At 66.8% G+C, this 22,296-nt stretch carries 16 protein-coding genes and 1 pseudogene; 7 read left to right on the top strand and 10 right to left on the bottom strand.

All coding sequences use genetic code 11. The features are described from left to right. The first annotated feature begins 6 nt into the window (after window positions 1-6). The 4 genes from ACTJK0_RS03115 to ACTJK0_RS03130 are packed head-to-tail and all read left to right on the top strand — an operon-like array spanning window position 7 to window position 4,463. A complete protein-coding gene (locus ACTJK0_RS03115) occupies window positions 7-972 on the top strand; it encodes an NAD-dependent epimerase/dehydratase family protein (protein WP_440744187.1) in 966 nt (321 codons plus the stop codon). After that, complete coding sequence (locus tag ACTJK0_RS03120; RefSeq protein WP_440744188.1) at window positions 969-1,874, top strand: 5-dehydro-4-deoxyglucarate dehydratase; 906 nt, start codon at window positions 969-971, stop codon at window positions 1,872-1,874. Before ACTJK0_RS03115 ends, ACTJK0_RS03120 begins: the two co-directional genes overlap by 4 nt. Next, window positions 1,874-2,977 carry a mandelate racemase/muconate lactonizing enzyme family protein gene (locus ACTJK0_RS03125; RefSeq protein ID WP_440744189.1) on the top strand — a complete coding sequence of 368 codons (1,104 nt, stop codon included), beginning with the start codon at window positions 1,874-1,876 and terminating at the stop codon, window positions 2,975-2,977. The genes ACTJK0_RS03120 and ACTJK0_RS03125 overlap by 1 nt, the downstream gene beginning before the upstream one ends. A gap of 34 nt (window positions 2,978-3,011) precedes the next feature. Then, window positions 3,012-4,463, top strand: coding sequence for an aldehyde dehydrogenase (NADP(+)) (locus ACTJK0_RS03130; protein WP_440744190.1), 1,452 nt, complete (start codon window positions 3,012-3,014; stop codon window positions 4,461-4,463). A 119-nt stretch (window positions 4,464-4,582) separates the two neighbouring features. Here the strand turns inward: ACTJK0_RS03130 and ACTJK0_RS03135 are convergent, their stop codons facing one another. Genes ACTJK0_RS03135 through ACTJK0_RS03145 form a run of 3 tightly spaced genes read right to left on the bottom strand, consistent with a single transcriptional unit; the run spans window position 4,583 to window position 8,858 of the window. Beyond that, window positions 4,583-5,698 carry a M24 family metallopeptidase gene (locus ACTJK0_RS03135; RefSeq protein ID WP_440744191.1) on the bottom strand — a complete coding sequence of 372 codons (1,116 nt, stop codon included), beginning with the start codon at window positions 5,696-5,698 and terminating at the stop codon, window positions 4,583-4,585. Beyond that, the gene (locus tag ACTJK0_RS03140; RefSeq protein ID WP_440744192.1) at window positions 5,695-7,707 is read right to left on the bottom strand and encodes a DUF6807 family protein; all 2,013 of its coding nucleotides are present in this window, start codon (window positions 7,705-7,707) and stop codon (window positions 5,695-5,697) included. The genes ACTJK0_RS03135 and ACTJK0_RS03140 overlap by 4 nt, the downstream gene beginning before the upstream one ends. Then, window positions 7,704-8,858: a dienelactone hydrolase family protein gene (locus ACTJK0_RS03145; RefSeq protein WP_440744193.1), complete on the bottom strand. Its 1,155-nt coding sequence runs from the start codon at window positions 8,856-8,858 to the stop codon at window positions 7,704-7,706. Before ACTJK0_RS03145 ends, ACTJK0_RS03140 begins: the two co-directional genes overlap by 4 nt. A gap of 327 nt (window positions 8,859-9,185) precedes the next feature. Here ACTJK0_RS03145 and ACTJK0_RS03150 point away from each other — a divergent pair, with 327 nt between their 5' ends. Next, the gene (locus tag ACTJK0_RS03150; RefSeq protein ID WP_440744194.1) at window positions 9,186-10,559 is read left to right on the top strand and encodes an ABC transporter substrate-binding protein; all 1,374 of its coding nucleotides are present in this window, start codon (window positions 9,186-9,188) and stop codon (window positions 10,557-10,559) included. 117 nt (window positions 10,560-10,676) lie between these two features. On the opposite strand, the gene ACTJK0_RS03155 is transcribed toward ACTJK0_RS03150, so the two are convergent. Then, the gene (locus ACTJK0_RS03155; RefSeq protein WP_440744319.1) at window positions 10,677-12,170 is read right to left on the bottom strand and encodes an HNH endonuclease; all 1,494 of its coding nucleotides are present in this window, start codon (window positions 12,168-12,170) and stop codon (window positions 10,677-10,679) included. A gap of 787 nt (window positions 12,171-12,957) precedes the next feature. Here ACTJK0_RS03155 and ACTJK0_RS03160 point away from each other — a divergent pair. Together ACTJK0_RS03160 and ACTJK0_RS03165 are read left to right on the top strand one after the other, a co-directional pair. Continuing rightward, complete coding sequence (locus tag ACTJK0_RS03160) at window positions 12,958-13,239, top strand: hypothetical protein (RefSeq protein ID WP_440744195.1); 282 nt, start codon at window positions 12,958-12,960, stop codon at window positions 13,237-13,239. Window positions 13,240-13,340: 101 nt separating this feature from the next. Further along, window positions 13,341-13,730: an ankyrin repeat domain-containing protein gene (locus ACTJK0_RS03165; RefSeq protein WP_440744196.1), complete on the top strand. Its 390-nt coding sequence runs from the start codon at window positions 13,341-13,343 to the stop codon at window positions 13,728-13,730. Window positions 13,731-14,348: 618 nt separating this feature from the next. Here the strand turns inward: ACTJK0_RS03165 and ACTJK0_RS03170 are convergent. From ACTJK0_RS03170 to ACTJK0_RS03195, 6 genes and pseudogenes are all read right to left on the bottom strand, one after another. Next, window positions 14,349-14,723: a VOC family protein gene (locus tag ACTJK0_RS03170; protein WP_440744197.1), complete on the bottom strand. Its 375-nt coding sequence runs from the start codon at window positions 14,721-14,723 to the stop codon at window positions 14,349-14,351. 42 nt (window positions 14,724-14,765) lie between these two features. Further along, window positions 14,766-15,260 (bottom strand): helix-turn-helix transcriptional regulator, encoded by a 495-nt coding sequence (locus tag ACTJK0_RS03175; protein ID WP_440744320.1) that lies wholly within the window; start codon window positions 15,258-15,260, stop codon window positions 14,766-14,768. Between the two features lie 72 nt (window positions 15,261-15,332). After that, window positions 15,333-15,506: pseudogene (locus tag ACTJK0_RS03180) on the bottom strand (helix-turn-helix transcriptional regulator); the annotation flags it as partial. Between the two features lie 206 nt (window positions 15,507-15,712). Continuing rightward, on the bottom strand, window positions 15,713-17,722 hold the full coding sequence (locus ACTJK0_RS03185) for a beta-galactosidase (RefSeq protein ID WP_440744198.1): 2,010 nt from the start codon (window positions 17,720-17,722) through the stop codon (window positions 15,713-15,715). A gap of 71 nt (window positions 17,723-17,793) precedes the next feature. Further along, window positions 17,794-21,078, bottom strand: coding sequence for a family 78 glycoside hydrolase catalytic domain (locus tag ACTJK0_RS03190; protein ID WP_440744199.1), 3,285 nt, complete (start codon window positions 21,076-21,078; stop codon window positions 17,794-17,796). Continuing rightward, complete coding sequence (locus ACTJK0_RS03195) at window positions 21,075-22,283, bottom strand: Gfo/Idh/MocA family protein (RefSeq protein WP_440744200.1); 1,209 nt, start codon at window positions 22,281-22,283, stop codon at window positions 21,075-21,077. Before ACTJK0_RS03195 ends, ACTJK0_RS03190 begins: the two co-directional genes overlap by 4 nt. Between the last annotated feature and the right edge of the window lie 13 nt (window positions 22,284-22,296).

A 22,296-nucleotide genomic window follows, 5' to 3' on the forward strand; every position in this document is an offset into this window, starting at 1 on the left:
AAAACCATGAGCAGGATATTTGTCACCGGCGGTTCGGGCCGCCTGGGCCGCAGCGTGGTGGCGGGGCTGGCCCTCGCAGGCCACGAGGTGGTCTCGGTGGACCGCGAAGAGGTGCCCGCCGGACTCCTGCCGGCCGGCGTTGTCCAGGAAACCGCGGACCTTCTGGCGCCGGGTGAGGCTGCACGGCTGATCGGGGCAGCAAAGCCCGACGCCGTCATCCACCTCGCGGCGATCGCCGTACCGTTCAGCGCGCCGGAGGACGTCATCTTCGGCACCAACACCCGGCTTGCCTTCGCCGTCATCAGCGCAGCGACAGAGCTGGGCGTGCCGAAAATCGTCACGGCCAGCAGCCCCACCGTGCTGGGCTACGGGTGCCCTGCGGGCTGGCTGCCGCCGTCGTTCCCGCTGGACGAACGCACCCCGCCGAAGCCATGGAACGCCTACGCCCTGTCCAAGCTCATCGCCGAACAGACCGTGCAGATGTTCGCCGCCGCCCAGGGGGAGAAGATCCGCTATGCAGCGTTCCGCCCCTGCTTCGTGATCTCACCCGAGGAGTGGGAAGGCGCCCCCACCCAGCAGGGCCACACGCTCGCTGAACGGCTGGCCGATCCCGCCCTCTCGGCACCGGCACTGTTCAACTACGTCGATGCCCGCGACGTGGCGGACTTCCTGGACGTGCTCCTGCAGAGGATGGGGGACATCCCCAATGGGGAAACCTTCTTTGTGGGCGCAGCTGACGCACTCGCCACGGCACCCCTCGCGGAACTGATGCCCAGGTTCCTGCCTGGAAGTGCGGCTCTCAGCGCGGGACTCACCGGGACCAGTCCTGCATTCTCGATTGCCAAGGCCCGGGAACTGCTCGGCTGGCAGCCCAAGCGCACGTGGCGCACCGAACTCAAGTCCCAACACACCCTCAACGACGAGGCCTCTCCGCTGGTAACCGCCGGCGGCGGAGGCAAGGAGACATCATGAAATTCGACGGCGTACTCTTCTTCCCCGTCACCCCGTTCACGGCCGACGGCTCCGTTGACGTGGAACTGCTCAAGGAACACATCGGCTCCCGCCTGCCGTTCGGCCCGGGCGGGGTGTTCCCCGCCTGCGGCACGGGCGAATTCCATGCCCTGAGCATCGAGGAGGTCCGCACCGTGGTGGCCGCCGCCGTCGAGGTTGTCGCCGGGAAGGTTCCGGTGGTGGCCGGCGCCGGTGGACCGCTCGGCCACGCCCTTGCCGCGGCCAAGGCTGCCGAAGAGGCCGGCGCGGACGCCCTCCTGGTGCTCCCGCCGTACCTGGTCACCGGACCCACGGACGGCCTGGTGGCCTACATCGAGGCCATCGCCAATGCCAGCAGCCTCCCGGTGATCGTGTACCACCGGGGCAACGCCAAGTTCACGGCCGCGTCCATGGCCAAGCTGGCCGGCAACCCCAAGGTCATCGGTTTCAAGGACGGGCTGGGTGACGTTGGGCTGGCCCAGGAAATCGTCACGGCGGTCAAGGCCATCGGCCGGACCGACTTCGCCTTCTTCAACGGCCTGCTCACCGCCGAGCTGACCCAGGGCGCCTACCGGGGACTGGGCATCCCGCTGTACTCCTCGGCGGCGTTCGCCATGGCACCTGAAATCGCCAAGGCCTACTACGACGCCTACACGGCGGGGGATGAGGACCGCCGCAACGCACTGCTCGAGGGTTTCTACGCACCCCTGGTCCGCCTCCGCGACCAGACCCCCGGCTTCGGCGTGTCCCTGATCAAGGCCGGCCTGCGCCTGGCCGGACTGCCCGTTGGATCCGTCCGGCCGCCGCTGGTCGACCCAACGGACGAACAGCTCGTGGAGCTCAAGGCCATCCTGGCCAAGGGCTACGAGCTGGCCGGCCACTGATGGGCGCGCCGGCGGCCCAGGCTCTCCGGACCGTTCCACGCATCACCGGCCTGTCCACGCGGCTCCTGACAGTTCCGCTCCGCCGGCACTGGGGCGAGGATGCGCCGGAGAACCACGTGATCGCCACCGGGATCCACACAGACGACGGCGGCACAGGCTACGGGTTCTCCTGGACGCCCACCATCGGCCCGCAGGCCGCCAAAGCGCTGCTGGACTACGACATTGCCCCCTTCATCACAGGCCTGCCCGCTGCGCCGGAAACAGTGTGGGATGCGCTGTGGAAGCGGCTCCACGAAGCCGGCGGCGGAGGACTCACCACCATTGCGATGGCGGGCGTGGACCTGGCGCTCTGGGACCTGCAGGCCACCCGGGCCGGCACCTCCGTCACCGGCCTGATCGGCCAGCGGCAGGAATCGGCTGAGGTGTACGGCTCCGGGGTGAACCTTCACTACACGCTGGAGGAGCTGGTGGCACAGGCTGAACGCTGGGTTGCCGCAGGCCACCAGGCGGTGAAGATCAAGGTGGGCAAGCCGGACCTCCGCGAAGACTACGAACGCGTGCAGGCCGTCCGCTCCGTCCTGGGCCCGCAGCGCAGGCTCATGATCGACGCCAACCAGCGCTGGGACCTGCCCACCGCCTTCCGTGCGTTGGACGTGCTGTCCGAATTCGGCCTTGACTGGCTGGAGGAACCCCTCAGGGCAGACGACCTGTGGGCGTACCGGCGGCTCCGGAAGCATTCGCCCGTGCCCATCGCCCTTGGCGAAAACCTCCACACCATCTACCGGTTCCGCGATTTCATTGAGGCGGAAGCGGTGGACATCATCCAGCCGAACATTATCCGGGTCGGCGGCATCACTCCCTTCCGGCGGATCGTGGAGCTGGCACGGACCAACAGCATCAAGGTGATGCCGCACCTGCTGCCCGAACTGTCCGGACAGCTGGCCCTGACCCTGGCGGAGCCCACCCTGGTGGAGGACGTCGAGGACGCGTCGTTTGAGCAGCTGGGCATCCTGGCCGAACCGGCGCCGGTGCGGTTCTACAACAGCAGGGCAACCCTGGCGGACCGGCCCGGGCTGGGATTCCGCTTCCGGGACGGGCTGTGACCGACAACCATGAGACGAAGAACAGGTACCTGACGTGACAACTGCAACGCTTTCCCTGACCGAACTCACCGCTGCGGCCACCTCAGCAGCCAAAATCGCGGCGGCCGCCTCTGACGCCGAACGCGCGGGCTGGCTGACCGCCGTGGCCGACGCCCTGGACGACAATGCAGCTGAACTGGTGGAGATCGCCGATTCCGAGACCAGCCTTGGCACCACGCGGCTCACCGGCGAGGTTGCCCGCACCAGCGGACAGCTGCGGCTGTTCGCCCGCGTGATTACCGAGGGCTCCTACCTGGAAGCCATCATCGACCATGCGGATCCGTCCGCCACGCCGCCCCGGCCGGACCTCCGCCGGATCCTTCGGCCCATCGGCCCCGTGGCCGTCTTCTCCGCGTCGAATTTCCCGTTCGCCTTCTCCGTGGCCGGCGGCGACACCGCCTCGGCCCTCGCCGTGGGCTGTTCCGTGATCGTGAAGGCCCACTCCGGCCACCTGCGGCTGTCAGGGCGGACCGCGGAGATCGTGGCGGAGGCACTCCGCGGCGCGGGCGCACCGGAAGGCATCTTCGCCCTGGTCCACGGCCGCGACGTGGGAACCGCGCTGGTCCAGGACCCTGCCATCAAAGCCGTGGGCTTCACCGGCTCCATCCCCGGCGGCCGTGCCTTGTTCGACCTCGCCACCTCCCGCCCCGATCCCATCCCGTTCTACGGGGAACTGGGCAGCCTCAATCCCGTGGTTATCACGGCCGCAGCACTGCGGGCCCGCACGGGAGAGCTTGCCGCCGGCCTTGCCGGATCCTTCACGCTGGGCGCCGGACAGTTCTGCACCAAGCCCGGCCTGGTGTTCGTCCCCGCCGGGACGCAGTTCGCCGCGGAAGTGGCCGCGGCCAGCAAGGACAAGCCGGCCCTGGGGATGCTGACCAGCCGCATCGCGGAGGCCTACCCGGACGGGCTGCGCAGCTTCGCGTCAGTGGACGGGGTAGACGTGGTCAGCGGCAGCGTGGACCAGGACGCTGCCGCCCATGGAGCGGCGCCGGTGGTCTTCTCCACCACGGCCGCGAAGGTCCTGGAACGTCCGGAGCAGCTGCTGGAGGAATGCTTCGGACCCACCACCATCCTTATCGAGTACGCGGACCGGGACCAGCTTTCCGCCGCCCTGGCCAAGGTCCCGGGCAGCCTCACGGCCACCCTCCACGCCCAGCCCGGCGAAGACATCGCGGGCCTCGTGGAGCAGCTGTCAGGGCTGGCCGGACGCGTCCTGTTCGAGGGCTGGCCCACCGGGGTGGCCGTCAACTGGGCGCAGCAGCACGGTGGCCCCTACCCCGCCACCACCTCGCTGTTCACCTCGGTCGGCGCGACGGCGGTCCGCCGGTTCCAGCGTCCGGTCGCCTACCAGGACGCCTCGGAGGACGTCCTGCACCCGGCACTGCGGGAGGGCAACCCGTTGGGCATCCCGCGGCGGGTGGACGGGGAACTGCGGCTCCCCTGAGACGCCCGCTCACCTAAAGGCGCCTTAATCGAAACGCCCGCTCACTTATGGCCGCTTTTGCGGCGATTAGTGAGCGGGCGTTTGGTGTTTCAGCCCCGGATGTGAGCGGGCGTTGGGGCCTACAGCTGCAGCGTTTCCGGCCGGTGCAGGCCGTTGACCGTGGTGACCGGCCAGCGGGGGTCCACGGTGAGGATGCGGAGCCCGGAGTCGGTGAGCTGCACCGTGTCCTCGATCTTGACCCCCGGCCCGGAGGGGTTCCAGGTGAAGGCCTGGTCCAGCACCACGGCATCGGTGGCAGCCTGGGTGACCCGCGGATCGCGCCCCGCGTAGCCGGCGGGTCCGCCCTGGTGGTGCTGCTCCCACTGGTCCGCACCGAAGCCGTGCCGCACGTAGGCGGCCTGGATCTCGGCAAAGATCCGGTCCAGCCGTGCCCCCGGAACGGTCGCATCGAAGATGTCCGCCTCCACGGCCGCGATGCGGGCCTCGGCGTCGCGCTCTTCCGGGGTGCCGGCGTCGAACCTTACCCACCGCGTGATGTTGGCAACCAGGCCGTCCCGGCGTGCGCAAACCACGGCCATGGCGCGCCGGCCCAGCGGGGAGTGCGTGGCCAAAGGATGCCGGAAGGCGCTGCGGGAGCTGCCGTTGCACAGGAGCACCAGCGGTTCCGCGCCGGCGGCCACCACGCGGGCAGCCAGCGCCGAGACCAGGCCGAATTCCGTGGTGTCGGGCCGTGCGGCGGACAGGACGTCCGTCATGATGGCGGCCAGTTCGGCGCTGAGGAGGGAGTAGCGGGCACTTTCCGCGGGGAGGAGCTGCTGGCGGGCGGTGCGCAGTTCAGTGGCGACGTCCGCTTCGGCCAGCGGGGGCCGTGTGTTGTTCCCGACGGCGGCGGCCGCCTGGTGCAGGTTGCCGTACCAGGGCACGGTGTGCAGGTTGACCTGCGCGGGAAGCTCCTCGGCCGCGATTCTGCCGGCTTCGTTGTTGAACGTCACCAGGTGGTCGCCGCCGCGGTCCACCAGCAGGGCGGCGACGGGATCCCCGGCCAGGCTGATGTGGATCCGGCTGCCGTCCAGGTACCAGGTAAGCGCTGTATGGGAGGTAAGGAGCAGGGAATCGCGTCCGGCGGCATCCAGGATGTCCAGCACGCGCCGGCGCTTGATGGCCCGGTCCGCCAGGGACGCGGGAGCCCGGCGCGCCTCCTGCGGGTGAGCGGCTGCGGTTGTTGTCTCGGTCATGACGGGTCCCCCTGGTGGTTGAGCAGTGCTTCGATGTCGGGCGTGGCCAGGATTCCGTCGGCCACGAAAACGGTGATGCCGCGCCGGACCGGATTGCCCGGCGATGTGATGACCGGGGCGTCCCACGCCAGTGACTGGCCCACGCCCGGGTAGCCGTCCACCCGGACAAACCACGGGTCCGTGCAACCTTCCGGGGCCACGAACACCAGGGTGGCGGGGCCGCCGTCGAAAATTCCTGACCAGGCGAGCCACCGGGTGACGCTGCCATGGGTCCCCGGTTCGCCGCTGCCGGCCGGCGTCCACACCGTGGCGGCCCGGCAGGCAGGCAGGCGCCAGAAGAACCCGCCGTAGCCGCCCTCGAAACGGCCGTTGGAGCCGGGGCTGCCCAGGCTGACCGGTTGGTCTCCTGCGGGGGACAGTGCAAAGTCAAGGGACAGGCGCCAGATGGAAGGCGCGACGCCGGACCACGCCCACGTGCGTTCCTCCACCACGACGGGGCCGTCCGGGCCGTTCCAGGCGAGTTCCTCCTGCAGCCGGCCCTCCCGGCCGTCCACTGCGTCATTCTCCGCGGCCACCGTGTTGGTGACGGCAATGCTGCCGTGGTCCGGGCGCCAGATGTAGCGTCCGGCGTCCCTGGTGTAGGTGCGGCCGCCCCAGAAGTTCACGCCGTCCACGTCCTGCAGTGCCACGCCGACGCCCAGGTGCCACACATGGTCCAGCGGCTGATGGTCGGTCACCACCACCCCGTTCAGCGTCCGGACGGGGTGGAGGTAGGGGCGGGGGGAGGAGACTGCGCGGATGTGGCTGCCGTCCTGGTAGTCCGCAACGGGTCGGCCGTCCACGGTCAGCGTACGGACGGGCCGGAGTGGCCGGGCCCAGGGGACGCCGAGTTCGGCGAATGTGGCCTGCGCCTTGACGGCGCGCTCAATGAGGTCGCTGATGCCTTGGACCACCGGGTGGGCATCGTCGCCGTCGTCCTCCCAAGTAAGGTGCCTGGCGTCGATGGAGGCCGGCGCGGGCGATGTCCTGATGGCTTCCAGGACGGCGGTGAATGCACCGGTGTCCTCCAGCCCGCACAGCAGCGGTGCCCCCGTGGCGCGGGCGTCCAGCAGGTTCTCCAGCAGGTCGCTGCGGCCGTACGCCTCCCGGCGCTCGCCGTCGGGGGTGGTGATGACCACCTCGTCCCTCGTATACCAGAGGGTGATGTCACCCAGGGTGCCGTGCACGGTGACTGTGGGGTCCAGCTGTTCGGGGGCGCAGAGGGTCAGTGCGCACAGCAGCGTGGATCCCTGCGCGGCGCGGATCCGCAGGACCGAGGTGTCATCACTTTCGGTCTGGTTGGCCCGGTACAGGTCCGTTTCGACGGATTCGACGTCCGCCAGGGTGTGTGCGCCGGCTAGGTGGAGGCCGGTTGCCACGGCATGGGCCAGTGCGTTGGTTGCCACGCCGTCCACCACGTCGGTGCCGTCCAGGCTCCGCTTTCCGGCCCAGCGGGAGCGCTTGAAGTAGCCCTTGGTCCGCAGCCACTGTCCGCTGGCACTGATGCCCAGGACGGTACCGATGTTCCCTGCGTCCACCATCTCCCTGATGGCCGGCAAGGCGTGGGAGCCCAGGCTCTGGAAACCCACCTGGACCAGCCGTCCGCTGTCTTGGGCAGCAGCAAGGACTTCATCGAACTGGGCCAGCGACGCTACCGGCGGCTTTTCGACGTAGACGTCCATTCCGGCTTCCAGTGCTGCGGCCGCCAGCGGGGCATGCGTCTGGATGGGGGTGGCAACAATGACGACGTCGGCCCCCGGCTGGGCGGCCAGCAGCGCGGCAAGATCGGGGAACACGGCGACCGACCCGGCGAGGGTGCCCGGGTGCGGCGGGTTTGGATCGGCCACAGCTACCAGTTCAAGGGCGCCGGCTTTTTCAAGCCGCGCAAGGTTGGCGAGATGGCGCTCGCCGAAGCCGTGTACGCCTACCAGGGCCACCCGCGGGATGGCGGCGGAATGCTGTGTGGTCATCGGGGTCCTTGGGGAGTGTTGTGAATGGGCCGCGGGGCCAAGGCCTGCGCCAGGAAAGCGAGGGCTTCGTCCTGCATGGCAGCAGTGAAGACGTGGTCCCCGGGCCACAAGCTGCCCGTGTACCTGTCGGTGCCGGCATGCATTGATTCCAGCAGTTGGTGCGCCTGGCGCATACCGTCCTCTGGAAAGAGTTGATCGGCCAGGGCGTATTGCACCAGGAACCGGGCGGCCGCCGACCTGCCGGTAAGCTCCGGCCAGTCGCCCAGCTTCCAGAGGCCGGGAGTCTGAAGCAGCCACGAGTGTGCGTCCAGGTAGGCGGGGAGGAGGGATTCGAAGGTGGTCATCATGCATGCCACCACGGAGGCCTTGATCCGGGGGCTCAGGGCAGCCAGGGTGAGCGAGCGGCCCCCTCCGCCGGAGAATCCGATGCAGCCCAGCCGGTCCTGGACCACACCTGGCTGGGCGGCCAGGACTTCCAGGGCGGCGAGGTCGTCATGGGCCACCATGCCTGCCAGGCTGGTGCCCAGCAGTCCTGCAGTTTTGGCAACCGTGTCCTCGTGGAAGCCCGCGGCCACGTTGTATTCGTCCGCAGCGGAAGGAACGACGCCGTCCTCCCGCCATTGTGCGTGCTGCGCCTCGACTGCTGCTGCAGTACGCCACGGAGCTGCGGAGAGGTCGAAGCGGCGGCTGCCCCAGGCGAAGGTGTCGTGGGCCAGGACAACAAAGCCTTGTCGGGCGATGTCAGTAGCCAGGGCGCGGCCATCGTAGTGCCCGGCACGGGCGGATGCGGCTGACGGGTGGTTATCGGGGAGCTCCACCAGCCGGTCCGCGCCGCCGAACTTGTTGCCGCCGTGGCAGTGCAGTGCCAGGACACCCGGCAGGGGATCCTGGCTCCCGGCAGGCCGCACCAGCCAACCCGTGGTGCGCGGCCCAAAGCCCAACTGCCAGCTGAGCTGGGAGGTGGTGGCGCCGTCGTCCGTTTGCTCCCACTGTACCGTCACTTCCGGCGGTGCCACCGAACCCGGCACACCCAGGGCGTCCGATAGTTCCTGCGCCGCCGCCGACGACGTCCGGTGCCGGGGGTTGCTGCGCACGTAGGCAGGCCAGTCCTCGTAGCCGGCGATGGCACTGGGCCGTGGTGCTGGGCTCACTGTGGCCGGCTCCTTCCTCGGATCGCGTATTGGGTGGACCTTCGGCCCTGGCCGTTTCCACGGCTGGCGTAGATTCCAAGAAAACGGTTTCTGCCAACTTAACAAAGGGTTGTTGGCGCGTCAACCGGCGGCCGTTCCGGGTTGCACGGGCCCCTATGGCCTGGGGTCGAACGAGCTTGGCGGCGGGGCGCTGTCGCTTCCAATTTTCCGGTGGAGCGTCTTGTTCTACAAGTTTAAAGCTTGTAGCATCAGTTCTGGAAAGCGCTTTCACACTCTCCCTCAAATTCAGCACCATCCCCAACAGATCAACGATGATCGGAGTACACAGTGCCACGTTCGCCCCGTCCTGCGCCGCCTGCGAATCAGCCCCCAGAAGCATCTGCACCCGGCGCGCCCCGCCGCTCCAGAAAGGGCCGTGTCCGATGGGCGGCCGCGGTTGCTGCCGCGACGGCTGCCGTCCTGGCCCTCAGCGCCTGTGGCGGGGGAGCAGCACCGAAAAGCGCGGACGGCAAAGTGGAAATCCGCTTCACTTGGTGGGGTGGTGACAAACGCGCGCAGCTGACCCAGGCGGCCATCGCAGCCTTCGAGGCCGAGAATCCCAATATCACGGTAAAGCCGGAGTTCGGTGACTGGAGTGGCTACTGGGACAAGCTCGCCACCCAGACGGCGGCCAACGATGCTCCCGACGTCATCCAGATGGACGAAAAGTACATCACCGAATACTCAAGCCGCGGCGCGCTCCTCGACCTCTCCAAGTACGGCATTGACACCTCAAAGCTTGACCAGGCAGCGCTGAATGCCGGCAAGAGCGACAAAGGATTAACTGGCATTGCTGCCGGTATCAACGCGGCCACCATCCTGGCCAACCCCGCGGTCTTCCAGGCAGCCGGCGTACCACTGCCCGATGACTCCACGTGGACCTGGGAGGATTTTGGGCGCATCGCGGCCGACATTACTGCCAAGTCCCCGAAGGGTACGTACGGTTCGGCCGCCTACGGAACCGACGAGGCATCCCTGGGTGTGTGGCTCCGACAGAACGGTAAGTCCCTGTACACCTCAGACGGCAAGCTGGGCTTCGAACCGGGTGACATCGCCGGCTGGTGGGCCTTCCTGAAGCAGTTGAGCCAAAACAAGGGTGTGCCGCCTGCTGCCGAAGTGGTGGAGGCTGATGCTGCGCCGCTGGACCAGAGCGGCCTGGCAACCGGAAAGAACGCGATGGCCTTCTGGTGGTCCAACCAAGCGCCCGCGCTGGAGAAGGCATCCGGCGGCGACCTGAAGATCCTGCGCTTCCCCTCCAAAGCCGGTGCCGCCGATGAGGCCCAGCTTTGGTACAAGGCCTCGCAGTTCTGGTCTGCCTCCTCACGCACCAAACACCCGCAGGAGGCGGCAAAGTTCATCAATTTCCTCACCAACAATGTGAAAGCCGGCGAGGCACTCCTGGCGGACCGCGGCGTGTATCCCAATTCGGATGTCCGTGCGGCTATCGCTCCCAAGCTGACCCCGGCCGACACCAAAGTGGTCAAGTTCATTGACCAAATCAAGGATGAACTGGGCGAGGCTCCGGCCCCGCCGCCGAAGGGTGCCGGTGCCATCCAGGAGATCATCAAGCGGTACACCTCAGAGGTCCTCTTTGAACGCTTGTCCCCGGATGAGGCCGGAAAGAAGGCAACAGACGAAATGAAGACAGCCATCCGCGGTTAGGCAGTGGGCAAATATGCCAACCCGGCTCTGCCCCGGGGGGACTAGCGGTTCCCCCGGGGCGGAGCTGTTTAAGGGCAGAGCATTTCGAGCCAAGCGCAGCTGCCTGACGCTGGTTCCCTATGGGACGCTGCTCTCCCTGGGCCGTGACCGCTGCCGACCATCCCCCGGTCCGTGGGCCCGGGGTGCTGCCACCCTTCCCAGTACGTGGACGGCGGGGCCCTTCAACCGCTTACCGGGCTCTAGTCTGTACTCGCCCCGAAGCGGCGGGCATTCCTCGAGGCCCCGCTGCGGCACGTTGGCGGACGGCACGTCGGCGGCCAGAAGTGCGGTGCCGGCGAGTGGTGGGGCTGTGGAGTGGTAGGTGTGGCCGGTGGGGGTGGTGGTTGCGACGGTGTGGCGTGGGCCGGGGATAGTTTTGGCGGTCCAGCCTGGTGTTTCTTTGGTGTGGTTGCAGGCTTCGCAGAGGCCTTGGCCGTTGCTGCTCGTGGTGGGTCCGCCGTTGTGCCAGGAGGTGATGTGGTCGTGGTGCCTGATGGGGGCGTCGCAGTACGGGGCCCGGCAGGTGTCGTCCCGGACCTGGAGGAGCCGTTTCAGTCCGGCCGGGAAGAGCCGGGCTTTGGAGTCCATCGCCACGAGTTCGCCGCTGCCGGGGGCGGTGTAGAGCCGGCGGACCCACAGGGCCAGGTCGTGAGCACCAGTGAGGTCGTTGCCACCGCCACGGGTGAAGGCGATGGTCCGTGCCCGTTCGGCGGGGATGGTCCCGTAGCCGGGGAGCCGTGCTGGTTCTGCATCGGCCTGGAAGAGGGTGCGGTCGGTCATGACGAGCTGGATCTCCACCCCGGTCAGGCCGCCGGGGGTACCGGTGAGGCGTTCGACGAGGGTGTCGGCCATGACCTGTCCCCGCGACCGGTCGTCCCCGGCAGCCCGGGTAGTGTCGGCGTCCCGAACCAGGGCTGCGTAGGCGGCGACGCCCTGGGCGGCGGGGAGCAGCGCGGTCAGGTAGGTCATAGTGTCAGGGGCCGGGCGCAGGCTCACACCCCGTTCCGTGACAGCCCGGGCTGCCCGCTTCGCCACGGAGGCGGGGTCCCTTCGGTACGCCGCGGCCCGGACGGCGGCGATGATGGCTTTGTCTCCCGTGCCGTTCAGAGTGCCGGTATCAGGGGCGAGTTCCTCATCAACTCCGGCCCTGTCCTCGGGGGTCAGGCAGATGGTTTCCTTCACGATCAGTGTTACCCGCCACTCGTTCAACAACCCGGTCCGGAACGCGGCGAAGGTGTGCGGCATTCCGGTCAGGGTTTTGGCCAGGCCCAGCAGCCGGGAACCTTTCGCCGGGGACTCCCGCCGCGCCAGCGCGATCTGCGCCGCGACCCCGGCACCCTGCTCGACGGCCGGGACCCCGGCGTCGGCCTGTTCCCGCCGCTGCGATAGATCAAACGCCACAGTAGTGTCGGCCTGCCGGGCACAGGCGAGTGATTTCAGGTCTTCGAGGCCGCGAATCTGGTCAATCATGCCCGCAGCATCAGCAGGAACCGGGACCCGGGCAAGCAGCGCCAGGACATCCGCGATGGAAGGTACTGGAGGCTTCGCCTCCAGTACTGTTGCCGCCCCCATAACCGCTTCCATAGCCAGAGTCTTCCAGCACCCTCTGACAATTCCATTGGTCTTTGCGTCCTATATGGAAAAGGCGGCTTCTAACCATCCCCGTCACTGCTGTAAGTGTTGATTGATGGGTAATCCACTCGGCGGCGGACAGGATTCTTGAGTTCGGCATGGACGCTGGCCCCGGTGATTGTCCCGCAAGAGGATCCCCTACCGGACGCCACACTGTTGCGAATCAGGACACTTGCCCGCGGGTCTTCAGTTAAAGCTGACCGGCACGGGCTTGAACCTGAATGGGCCCCCGCATCCGACTCCGAATGGATGCTCTCCAGTAGATTCCGTTTCCACTGGCAAGTTAGGGACTGTTCGGCCGCCGAGCGCAGAAGTCGCTTCAACATGGATTGAGCTGACGCTGACGGGCTGGGTTCGGTAAGGCGCAGATTGAGGTACCAACCACTTCCGCTCGTCATGAGGTTCAACCGCTTGAGGCATGCACCCTTCCCCAAAACACGCTGCCACGGATTCCGGTGGAGTTGAGAAGAGCAACTCCACGGGACCTGTGTAGGCATAACCAACGGCTGGGCACACTCTGGGATCCCGGGACATGCCGGCGATTACAGTGATGACTATCAGCACTGCGGCAATGATGCCGCCTGCCAGGAGGAATGCCCACCTACGCCTCATGAAGTGAGATTAGTCCTCAATGTCCCGGTGAAGGATCCTTTACCGGACGTGTGACGGTACCCCACTGCGGTCAGGGCCCGTCCGGGCTCATTTCCTCGGTGCCTAGAATGCAACCATGTTCACGTCCAACTTGACCATCGTCCGTCAGAGCGGCATGGATCTCACGGTCCAGACTTTGGAGACCACAAAGACCCATCTCCTCATTCGCCTCAGGTCAGAGGCACGAATTCCGTCCACACATAGAGCCGCGACAACTCTGGCAGCGCTGAATGAACGCTTTACGCTCACAGGTGGACGGGGTTCGACGCTGATGGCCGCGCATATCAACTCGCTTTCAGACGGCCCCTTCGGAGGAATCCTCTACCCGGCCTTCCCGTCAGATGGCCGTTCGACATAGGCACTCCGCTGACACTCAAATCCGAGAACGCTGAGGTGATATTTCAACTCTGAGGATCGGTTATTGTGCAGAGTCCCTTAGCGCCAAGAATTGAGGTATCCGTGGATCATGAGGGGCGTTCCCCACTCCATTACGCCGCACTCAAAAACGACGCCCGCGAAGTGACGCGACTGATCGCAGCAGGCAACGCGCCCGATTCGTCGGACAGCCAAGGATTCACCCCGCTTCATTTTGCCGCCCAGGAATACGCCCTGAACGCGGCGGCCTCGCTGCTCGACCTCGGTGCGACGGTCGACCAAACTAATCACTTCGGCAATAGGCCGCTGTTCGTCGCCGTGTTCAACTCACGCGGACGGCCCGAGATGATCAATCTGTTGCGGTCACGCGGCGCTGACCCGCTGCAATCAAACGGGTCAGGGCAGACCCCGGTGGGACTGGCAAGATTGATCGGTAACTACGGTGTTGCAGGGTACTTCGAGGATCTCCTCTAAGTCTCCGGAGTCAGCAACGCCCGAAGGTGGATCCTTTACCGGAAAACGACAGGACCGAACCCTTGCAAGTCCGCCTGGAAGTTCTCGCCCATTTTGGACCACTGACACAGCCACGAATGCGCGTTTTGCCCGATTGCTAGGCTCAGCCTGTGTATATCGTTCGAGCTGATCCTGATGATCCCATCGGAGAAGGTGACCCTGCGCCGATCTACCGCGTGCGCATATGGACTCCGCCACCATCACCGCGTTTCGCGTGGATGGTCGACGAATGGACAATTACCGACGCTAAACAAGTCACCAATGCAATCAATTGGGCTTCGGCCAAGGCAGGGGACAGCCCCTTGAGGTGTTCCTCCGGTGGGAGGAATACCACACATCTGCTGAGTGCAACGTAGAACTTCGTTCACGCTTTTCGCTTTTGTATGGGCGGCCTGCTGAAGAAGAAGTAACTACTGAGACTGTCATTTTTGAATCTGAGTAGCCCAAACGGCGACTGCATTCGTATCCAGCCGGGACAGCTTGGCTGTCAGGGACTGCATCGCAGAGCGATCCCCGAGAGGGCACGCGCTGTGATTGCGCTGCAGACTCAACCTTCCGGGGCCGAAGAGGTGATTGAGCTCAGTTGGCGGGGCGCGAGAACAGGTTGACAAGGTTTCCATCAGGATCGCGGAAAAGCGTCGACCTGTTTCCCCACGGCATGGTGGTCGGTTCGAGCACAATATTCTCCAGCGCAGCTTGGAGTCGAGCAAAATCGGCGTCCACGTCCGGCACGAGGAATTCGATGATGAGACTGTCATTGCTACCGGACCTGGGAGCCTGGTTACCAAGCATGCTCACGGTCTCTGTGCTCCCGATCGCGATAACGCATGTCCCGCTACGGATCTCTGAGAACACGGGAGCCGGCTTTAGAGCGGTCGCCCCCGTGACTGTCTCATAGAAACGGGTGAGTCGCTCTACGTCGTGGGTGATAATGCGGATTGATGCGAAGTCCATAGGTGCTCCAGTCTGTAGGGGTCTTGCCTCGACCCGTCCAGCCTAAATTGATGTCCCGACACCGTAGTGTCGGTGTTTAGCGACTTCTCCGTTCGGGTTGACCTCGCGGAGAACCCCATGGACTATGCCGAGGTCCTCGGGATGCAGTGGGCGCTGCGGCGGCTTTTCGCCGGTCGGTTCAGCCATGCTGATGCGATCGCCACGGAACGCACGAACGCCTTCCCGGAGACGGCACCAGGCAACCAGATACCAGTCGCGGCCCATGCCGATGTAGCCCATAGGTTCGACTTCTCGCGAAGTCATGATGGTGTTCCTGTCGACGTAGGCGATGCGAAGGACCTGCCCGGATCGGAGTGCCTTTGCGAATTCGTCAGGCACCACTGCCGTGGGGCCCTCGTCAAGGAGATGGATGCGCATAGCAAGTTCCGCAGTCTCTCTAAGATGTCGATCGTCCATGACGGCAGCGACTTTCCGCAGCGCAGAACTGGCCGCGTCTCCGAACGGAGACGTCGCCAGCATCCCAAGCGCGATTGTCACGGCGAGAGCTTCGTCAACGGTGAACCCGAGCGGCGCCAGGGTCTGCGCCCTATCAAGACAGTAGCCACCGGAACGTCCAGGTTCTGCCCAAATAGGTACGCCACTCTGTTGCAGCGCCGACAAGTCCCGCTCAATGGTGCGCGCACTGACACCAAATTTCTCGGCAAGCCAACGGGCACTCCTAGGGCGCGGCGCCACAGCTCGCAGCTCCTCAACGAGTGCATAGAGCCGGTCCGTGCGAGTCACGTCTCGATCCTATAATTCCTACCCCCTAAACCAGCCTGGTGGTCTTCACGACAGACCCGCTGCGACGCCGGTTAGAAACCGCCAAGCTTCCGAAAGAGGCGCAACAGCCTCTAAAACAGAAACCAGCCAGCGGCCAACCACGATCCAGCCACAACGGCGGCACCCCAAGGCGAGTGCCGCCGTCGGGTGTTCCAGGACGCGTGTGCCTAGCCCTCGGCGACCACCGCAACACCGCCGGCCGGAACCGCGCCGCCAAAGGGCTCACCCGTAAGCAGGTCGGTGCCGGTGGCAGTAACCGAGGCATCCGAGCGCGTGTGGTTGATCGCGAACAGGAAGCCCTGCCCGTCCTCGGAAAGACGTCGGACAAGCTCCACCCCAGCATCGGCCTCGGCAACAGGGGCAACCTCGGATTCGGCGAGCAGCCTGTCCAAGAGGGCATCGATCCCGTCCCGGTCCGGGAACGTGGCAAGGTACCAGGCCGCCCCGGAACCCACGGGCCGCCGGGTGAGGGAAGGTACGCCGTCCAGCGGATACTCCGTAAAGGTCTGTACCGCCTCGGCGCCAGCCACATGCACATGCTCGCTCCACACCGACGAGACCGTCCCGTCGCTGAGTTTCAAGTGGGACCCGGCCAGCAGGGGGTGGAACTCTTCCACCCGAACGCCCAGGAGCTCCCGGAACGCGCCTGGGTAGCCACCCAGGCGCACGTGGTCCTGCATGTCCACGATCCCACTGAAGTAGCTGACCAGGACGGTGGCACCGGCATGGGCCGCGGCGGTGATGTTGTCCGCATTCCCATCCGATACGGCGTACAGCGTGCACACCAGCACCAGGTCATACCCCTCAAGGGATGCGGAGGGGTGCACCATGTCGACAGGGATCCCGCGGAGGAACAACGCCCGGTGGAAGGCCCGCAGCAGGTCCAGGTACTTAACGTCGATGCTGGGCTTTGAGTCGATTTCGCTTGCCCACCACGCCTCGTAGTCGAAAACAATGGCGGCGCGGGCCTGCACCCGGGTCCCGCGTACCGGCTCCAGCCGTTTCAGCGCCGCCCCAAGCTCCACCACCTCACGCCACACCCGCGTATCCCGGCCACCGTGAGGCACCATCGCGGAGTGGAACTTCTCCGAGCCCGCGAAGCTTTGCCGCCACTGGAAGAACATCACGGCGTCGGCCCCGCGGGCCACATGCGCCAGCGAGTTGCGCATCATCTCGCCGGGCATCTTGGGCTGGTTGCGGGGCTGCCAGTTCACGCCCGACGTCGAATGTTCCATCAGGATCCACGGATCACCGCCCGCAATGCCGCGGGTGAGGTCCGCGCTGAACGCGAGTTCAACGTGCCGCTCAGGATCCGCCGCGACCAGGTAGTGGTCGTTGGCGATGACGTCCAGGTCCTTGGCCCAGTCGAAGTAGTCCATGGACTTGGTGGCGCTTGAGGCCATCAGGTTGGTGGTGCACGGAATGCCCGGGGTCACTTCGCGCAGGACGGCCACCAGTTCCCGGTAGTAGTCCATCAGCGCCCACGAGTTGAACCGCTGGAAGTCGAGCTGCTGCCCCGGATTCAGGGTGGAAGGTGCGACGGCGGGCGGCAGGATTTCGTCGAAGGAGCCGTAGTTCTGGGACCAGAATGCCGTTCCCCAGGAGGCATTCAGGGCATCGATGGTTCCGTAGCGGTGTTCCAGCCAGGCCCGGAAGGCAGCGGCGTCCTCCTCCCCGTAGAACTCCGAGACGTGGCAGCCCAGTTCGTTGTCCACGTGCCACAGCGCCAGGGCCGGGTGGTCCTTGTACCGTTCGGCGAGGACACGGGTGATTCCTGTGGCGTAGCGGCGGTAAGCGGCCGACGATGGTGTGTAGTGCCGCCGGGAGCCCGGCCCCAGCACGGTTCCGTCAGCCGTGACCGGCAGGATTTCCGGGTGCTTGCGGACCAGCCAGGCCGGGGGAGCGGCGGTGGCGGTGGCAAGGGCCACCTTCACGCCGATGCCGGCGAGGTTGTCCATCACCTCATCCAGCCACCCGAAGTCGTATTGTCCTTCGGCCGGTTCCAGCAGGGCCCAGGAAAAGATCCCGACGCTGAGGAAGTTCACGCCGGCCTCCTGCATCAAGTCCAGGTCCTCGAGCCGGACGCTGACGGGCCACTGTTCGGGGTTGTAATCGCCGCCGAAAGCAATGCCATCCAGTTTGCTCCAAACGCTCGACGGGCGGTTGGCTTCATTCATCTCCGGGCTCCTCTGGCGTGGACTTGTCTGTTGCGGGCGTTCCTTCATCCTGCGGCAGCAGGGCCTGGCGGCTACGCAGGTGTAAAAGTCCAGGTTCCCGCGTGCACCCGGAAGTCACGGGATGCAGGGTGCCTCCCGCTGCCACCAGCGGGAGGGGAAGCTGCTTTGGTGGCATCCGCACCGGTGCCCTTGACGGAGTAACTGCCGGCGGGCAGCCGGACCGTGGCCGTGACTCCCGGAGGGATGGTGCACTCCAGCTCAACCCGCTGGCCCAGGCGCCGCCACCCGGCCCGCACGTACCCGTTGCCCGCTGGAACACTGCCTTGTGCCTGCTCCAGCCGGCACAGCGGCGGTTCGATCAACACCTCATTGCCGCCCGGCCTGGTGTACCGGACGCCCAGGACGCACTCCAGGATCTCCTTGACGACGGACGCGGACCAGGCGTGGGATTGGCTGTAGTCCGTTCCGTCCGCCAGGTCCCAAGCCTCCCAGGTGAAGGTGGCGCCGCGGTCCAGGAGCCGCGCCCAGCCGGGCTGCTCCTTGTTCGTGAAGAGGTCCAGGACCGCGTCCATCATTCCCACGGCCACCAATGCGCGGACCAGCCGGTGCACCGTCATTGGCCCCTGCCGCATCCCCATCCCGGCAATCCGCGCCGCATCCGCCGCAGCGAAGTCCGGCCCGGTAATGCCCAGGGACAACGGGAAGGACGTGGCGTGCTGGGAAGCGTGGGAGCTGGGTGTCCCGTCGGCATGGAGTCCGTCCGACATGACCCCGTCCACCCGCAGCCGTGTGCGGATCGCCTCCGCCAAGGTGCGGGCAGCAGCCGAATAGCGGACCGCTGCTTCCCCGTCACCTGCCGCGCTGCAGAGCCGGGCCGTGGACACAAGGGCGGAATACGCCTGGGCATTGACGGTGGTTTTGGCCGCGCACTCCATGTCGTAGCCGAACCGGCCGGGCGCCGGCCAGTCCACGATGCCGTGCAGGTAGGGCCCGGAGCCGCCGCCCAGCCTGGTGACCAGTCCCGCCGTCGGGCCTTCCGCCGGAACGTGTCGCAGGGCGTAGTCCGCCGTGTCGCACAGATGTGGCAGCAAGTCCTTGACCAGGGAAAGGTCCCCGGTCCGCAGGTGGTACTCCTCCGCCCATTCCGGCAGCATCAGGGAGAAATCGGGGATGTCGCGCTTGCCGTCCCCGTTGGGATAGACGGCGTTGTAGCGCCCCTTCTCTTCAGTCGACGTCCAGTAGCGGCGGGCTGACTGGGCGAACTCCCGCAGTGCCTGCGCCGTGGAGGCATGCTCGCCGAAGAGCGCCATGGTGGCGTAGGAAATGTTCGCGGCGTCGGCCAGGAACTGGCCCTTTTCCCGGGTGGGCGTATCCACGAACTGCTCCTGCACGCCGTAGAGTGCTGAATCGCGCAGCAGCCGGAACACGGCGTCCAGTACTGGGTCCGAACTGCTGAAACTGCCCTCGCCGGGATGGCTGGCATGGACTGTGCGGACGCCCACGCGGGACAGCTCTGCAGCCTCGATCCCCGGCAGTTCCAGGTAACGGAAGCCCAGGTGCACGGCGGCGCGGAACTGCTGGGGGCCTGCCGCCTGGGTATAGGGGAAGGACATGTCGGTGTTTTGGCTGGCCGTCTTTCCGGCGTCCACCCGTCCGTCCTGGCGGAGGACGTAGCCGGCCCGGAGCATCACGGTCCGGCCGGGAATGCCGTCCAGGAAGTCCACCTCCGGCCGCGCGGGAAGGACCTGGCCAAAGTCGGCCACCAGGGTGCCGTCGTCGGCAGTCAGGAATTCGCGGGGGGCCACGAACTCTTCAGCCAGGGACGTGCGGCGCGGGTGGAGGCGGGGAAAGTCCGACGACGGGTGGCGGCCACAAAGGATGGCGGCGCGCAGGTCTTCGCCAGCGTTCAGGGACGCCGCAGCCTCCCCATCCAGGTGCTCCACGGGATCGCCCTCGTCGTTCCGGTAACCCGACTGCCGGTATGGCGCCTCGCCTGCCGACCAGGCGGCACCCGAACCGAACACCTCCCGGCGCCCGTCGGCGTACTGCACGCTGAGCCGGGCCAGCAGGCCCGGAAGGCCGGCGGCACGGCCCTGCCCCGGTCCGTACCAGTGCAGGAGGGCTGTCAACGGAACCGGCGCCTCCTGCGGCTGGGCGGCCAGCACTTCGGTGACGTCCGCGGCGTCGTAGTAGCCTTCCCCGGGGTAGCCGAAGGACGTCACGCTGAGGCAGTCGACGCCGGCGATGGACACTTGGGCGTGGTGGTTGGCGGCCATGTACAAGCGCGCCCGGTGGACCTCGCCGGTCAGCTCAATGGTGGTGCGGAAGAGTGTCCATTCGTCAGGCTGGCGGAAGGCCGTGGTTCGGGTCCAGGCGGCCAGGCTGTCGCTCCCGGCGTCTGCCCCGCCGTCGAACCTCTGGTCCAGCAGCGGTGAGCCCGGGTCCGCGCCCACGACTCGAAGGGCCGCGTACTCAGCCTGGCTGCGCGGGCCCTGGTGCAGGGCCAGCCGCCCCTCGAGCCCGAACGGCTCCTGGACCGCCATCAGCTGGGAGCCGTTCACGGAAACTGTGATGCAGTCTCCGTCGTCCGTCACGGCCAGGTCCAGCCAGCCGCCATCCGGCTCCGGCCGAGCGGCGGCATCTTCACTTGCCAGGACGGGGGTCGGCGGAGTTGCCGCGGCGGGAATTTCCCATTCCGGCGCACGCCGCAGTACCGCGGCGCCGTCCTGGTTCAGTTCGAGGAGCAGGCCGGTCCCTGGTCCGTCACTCCTGAGGAGCAGGCCTGCCCAGCCCATCACGGGCCGCAGCCGGGCTTCCAGCCGGTAGCTGCGCGCGGGTGGGCAGGGGAGGGGAAGGAACGGCGATCCCGCCACCCGAAGCGTGCGGTCCAGAACCTCGAGGGGCGCCCGGCCGCCGGGAGTGCGGCGTATCCATTCCGCTTGCCAGGAGCCGTCAGCCAGGCCCGTGCTGAACTCCCTGGCAGCGGACCATTCACCGGGGGCTCCGGCGGCATCCCGGACCCGGACGCGCCAGGCATAATCGGCGTCGCCGGGCAGCGGGGGTCCGGTGTAGGGGATGTGCCGGTGCTTGGTGTCCGCAACCCAGCCGGAGTCCCAGGCCTGGTTCCCGGAACCGTCCTCCACCGATATCTCATAACCGGTTTGCCGGGCCAGTTCCGGGTGGTGGTCCCCAGCCTGGGCGAGGTCCCAACCGAAGGTGGGGTGGCTGGAGGCCGTCAGGCACTTTTCGAGCCCGTCCGTCAGTAGATGGACGGCAAGGAGTTGCCCGGAACCGGATTCGTACGCGCCGGGCGGGGCGGAGGCGGCCCGGGGTGCCTGCGTGGTTCGCGGGTTCATGGGGCAGCAGGAACCGTGAAGGCGACAGGAGCCGAGTGCGCCCAGGGAAGTCCGAGTTCGCTGAAGCTTGCGTGCTGCCGGCCGGCTTGTTCAAGGGCTGCCTCGATACCCTGAACCACTGCATGGGCGCCCCCGCCTTCCCCTTCCCAACGGACGTGTGCTGCAGCGATCGGTGCTGGCAGCGGTGCGGTGCGGATGGCTTCCAGGACCAGCATGAAGGCGCCGCTGTCCAGAAGGGGGCTGATCAGCGGCGTGCCATTGCTGCGGTTAGCCAGGAGGTTTTCCATGAGGTCGTCCCGGCCGAAGGTCTTCTCCGTGGTGCCGGATTCCGTTGAAACGGTGAGGCGGTCCTCGGTGTAATGGAACACCGCGGTTCCTGTCGTTCCCTGGATGGTCAAGTAGGGTTCAACGGACTCGGCGGCGCAGAGTGTCAGGGCACAGGTGATGGGCACGCCCGCGGTGGTGCGGATCCTGATGACGGACGTGTCGTCGGATTCGATGTCGTTGGCGCGGTAAAGCTCGGTCTCCACTGAGGCGAGATCGGCCGTTGTGCGTGCCCCGGCGATCCGGAGGGCTGTTGCCACCGCGTGCGCCAGCGGGTTGGTGGCCACCCCGTCCACCACGTCCACGCCGTCGATGGTGCGCTTTCCGGCCCAGCGTGACCGCTTGTAATACGCCTTGTCCCGGACCCAGCGCCCCGTCGCGGCGATGCCCTGAAGGGTGCCGATAGTGCCGCCCGCGAGAAGGTCCTCGATCGCTTTCAAGGCGTGGGAGCCAAGGCTTTGGAAGCCGATCTGTACGCTTCGTCCCGACGCCGCTGCCGCTTCCGCGAGGCGCGTGAAGTCGGCCAGGGATGCAACGGGAGGCTTCTCCAGGTACAGGTCTGCTTGAGTGGCCAGGGCGGCAAGTCCCAGCGGGGCATGGGTCTGGATGGGCGTCGCCACAATAATGGCGTCCAGGTCCGTGGTACCCGCCAGGAGTTCGGCCAGTCCCGGATAGACCGTGGCCGACGACGGGACGGCACCGGGTGCCGGTGGCTGCGGGTCAGCCACGGCAACGAGCTCAATGCTGGCCGCCGCCTGGAGGCGTTCCAGGTTCCGCAGGTGGTGGGCACCAAAGCCGTGCACGCCCACCAGCGCAACCCTTGCTGCCGCCCCTGTGGCCGTTCCGGCGGCGCTGCTGGCGGTTTTCGCGGCCGTTCCCATGGTTCTCCATTCT

The sequence above is a fragment of the Paenarthrobacter sp. 22069 genome, from assembly GCF_052046035.1.
GTDB lineage: Bacteria > Actinomycetota > Actinomycetes > Actinomycetales > Micrococcaceae > Arthrobacter.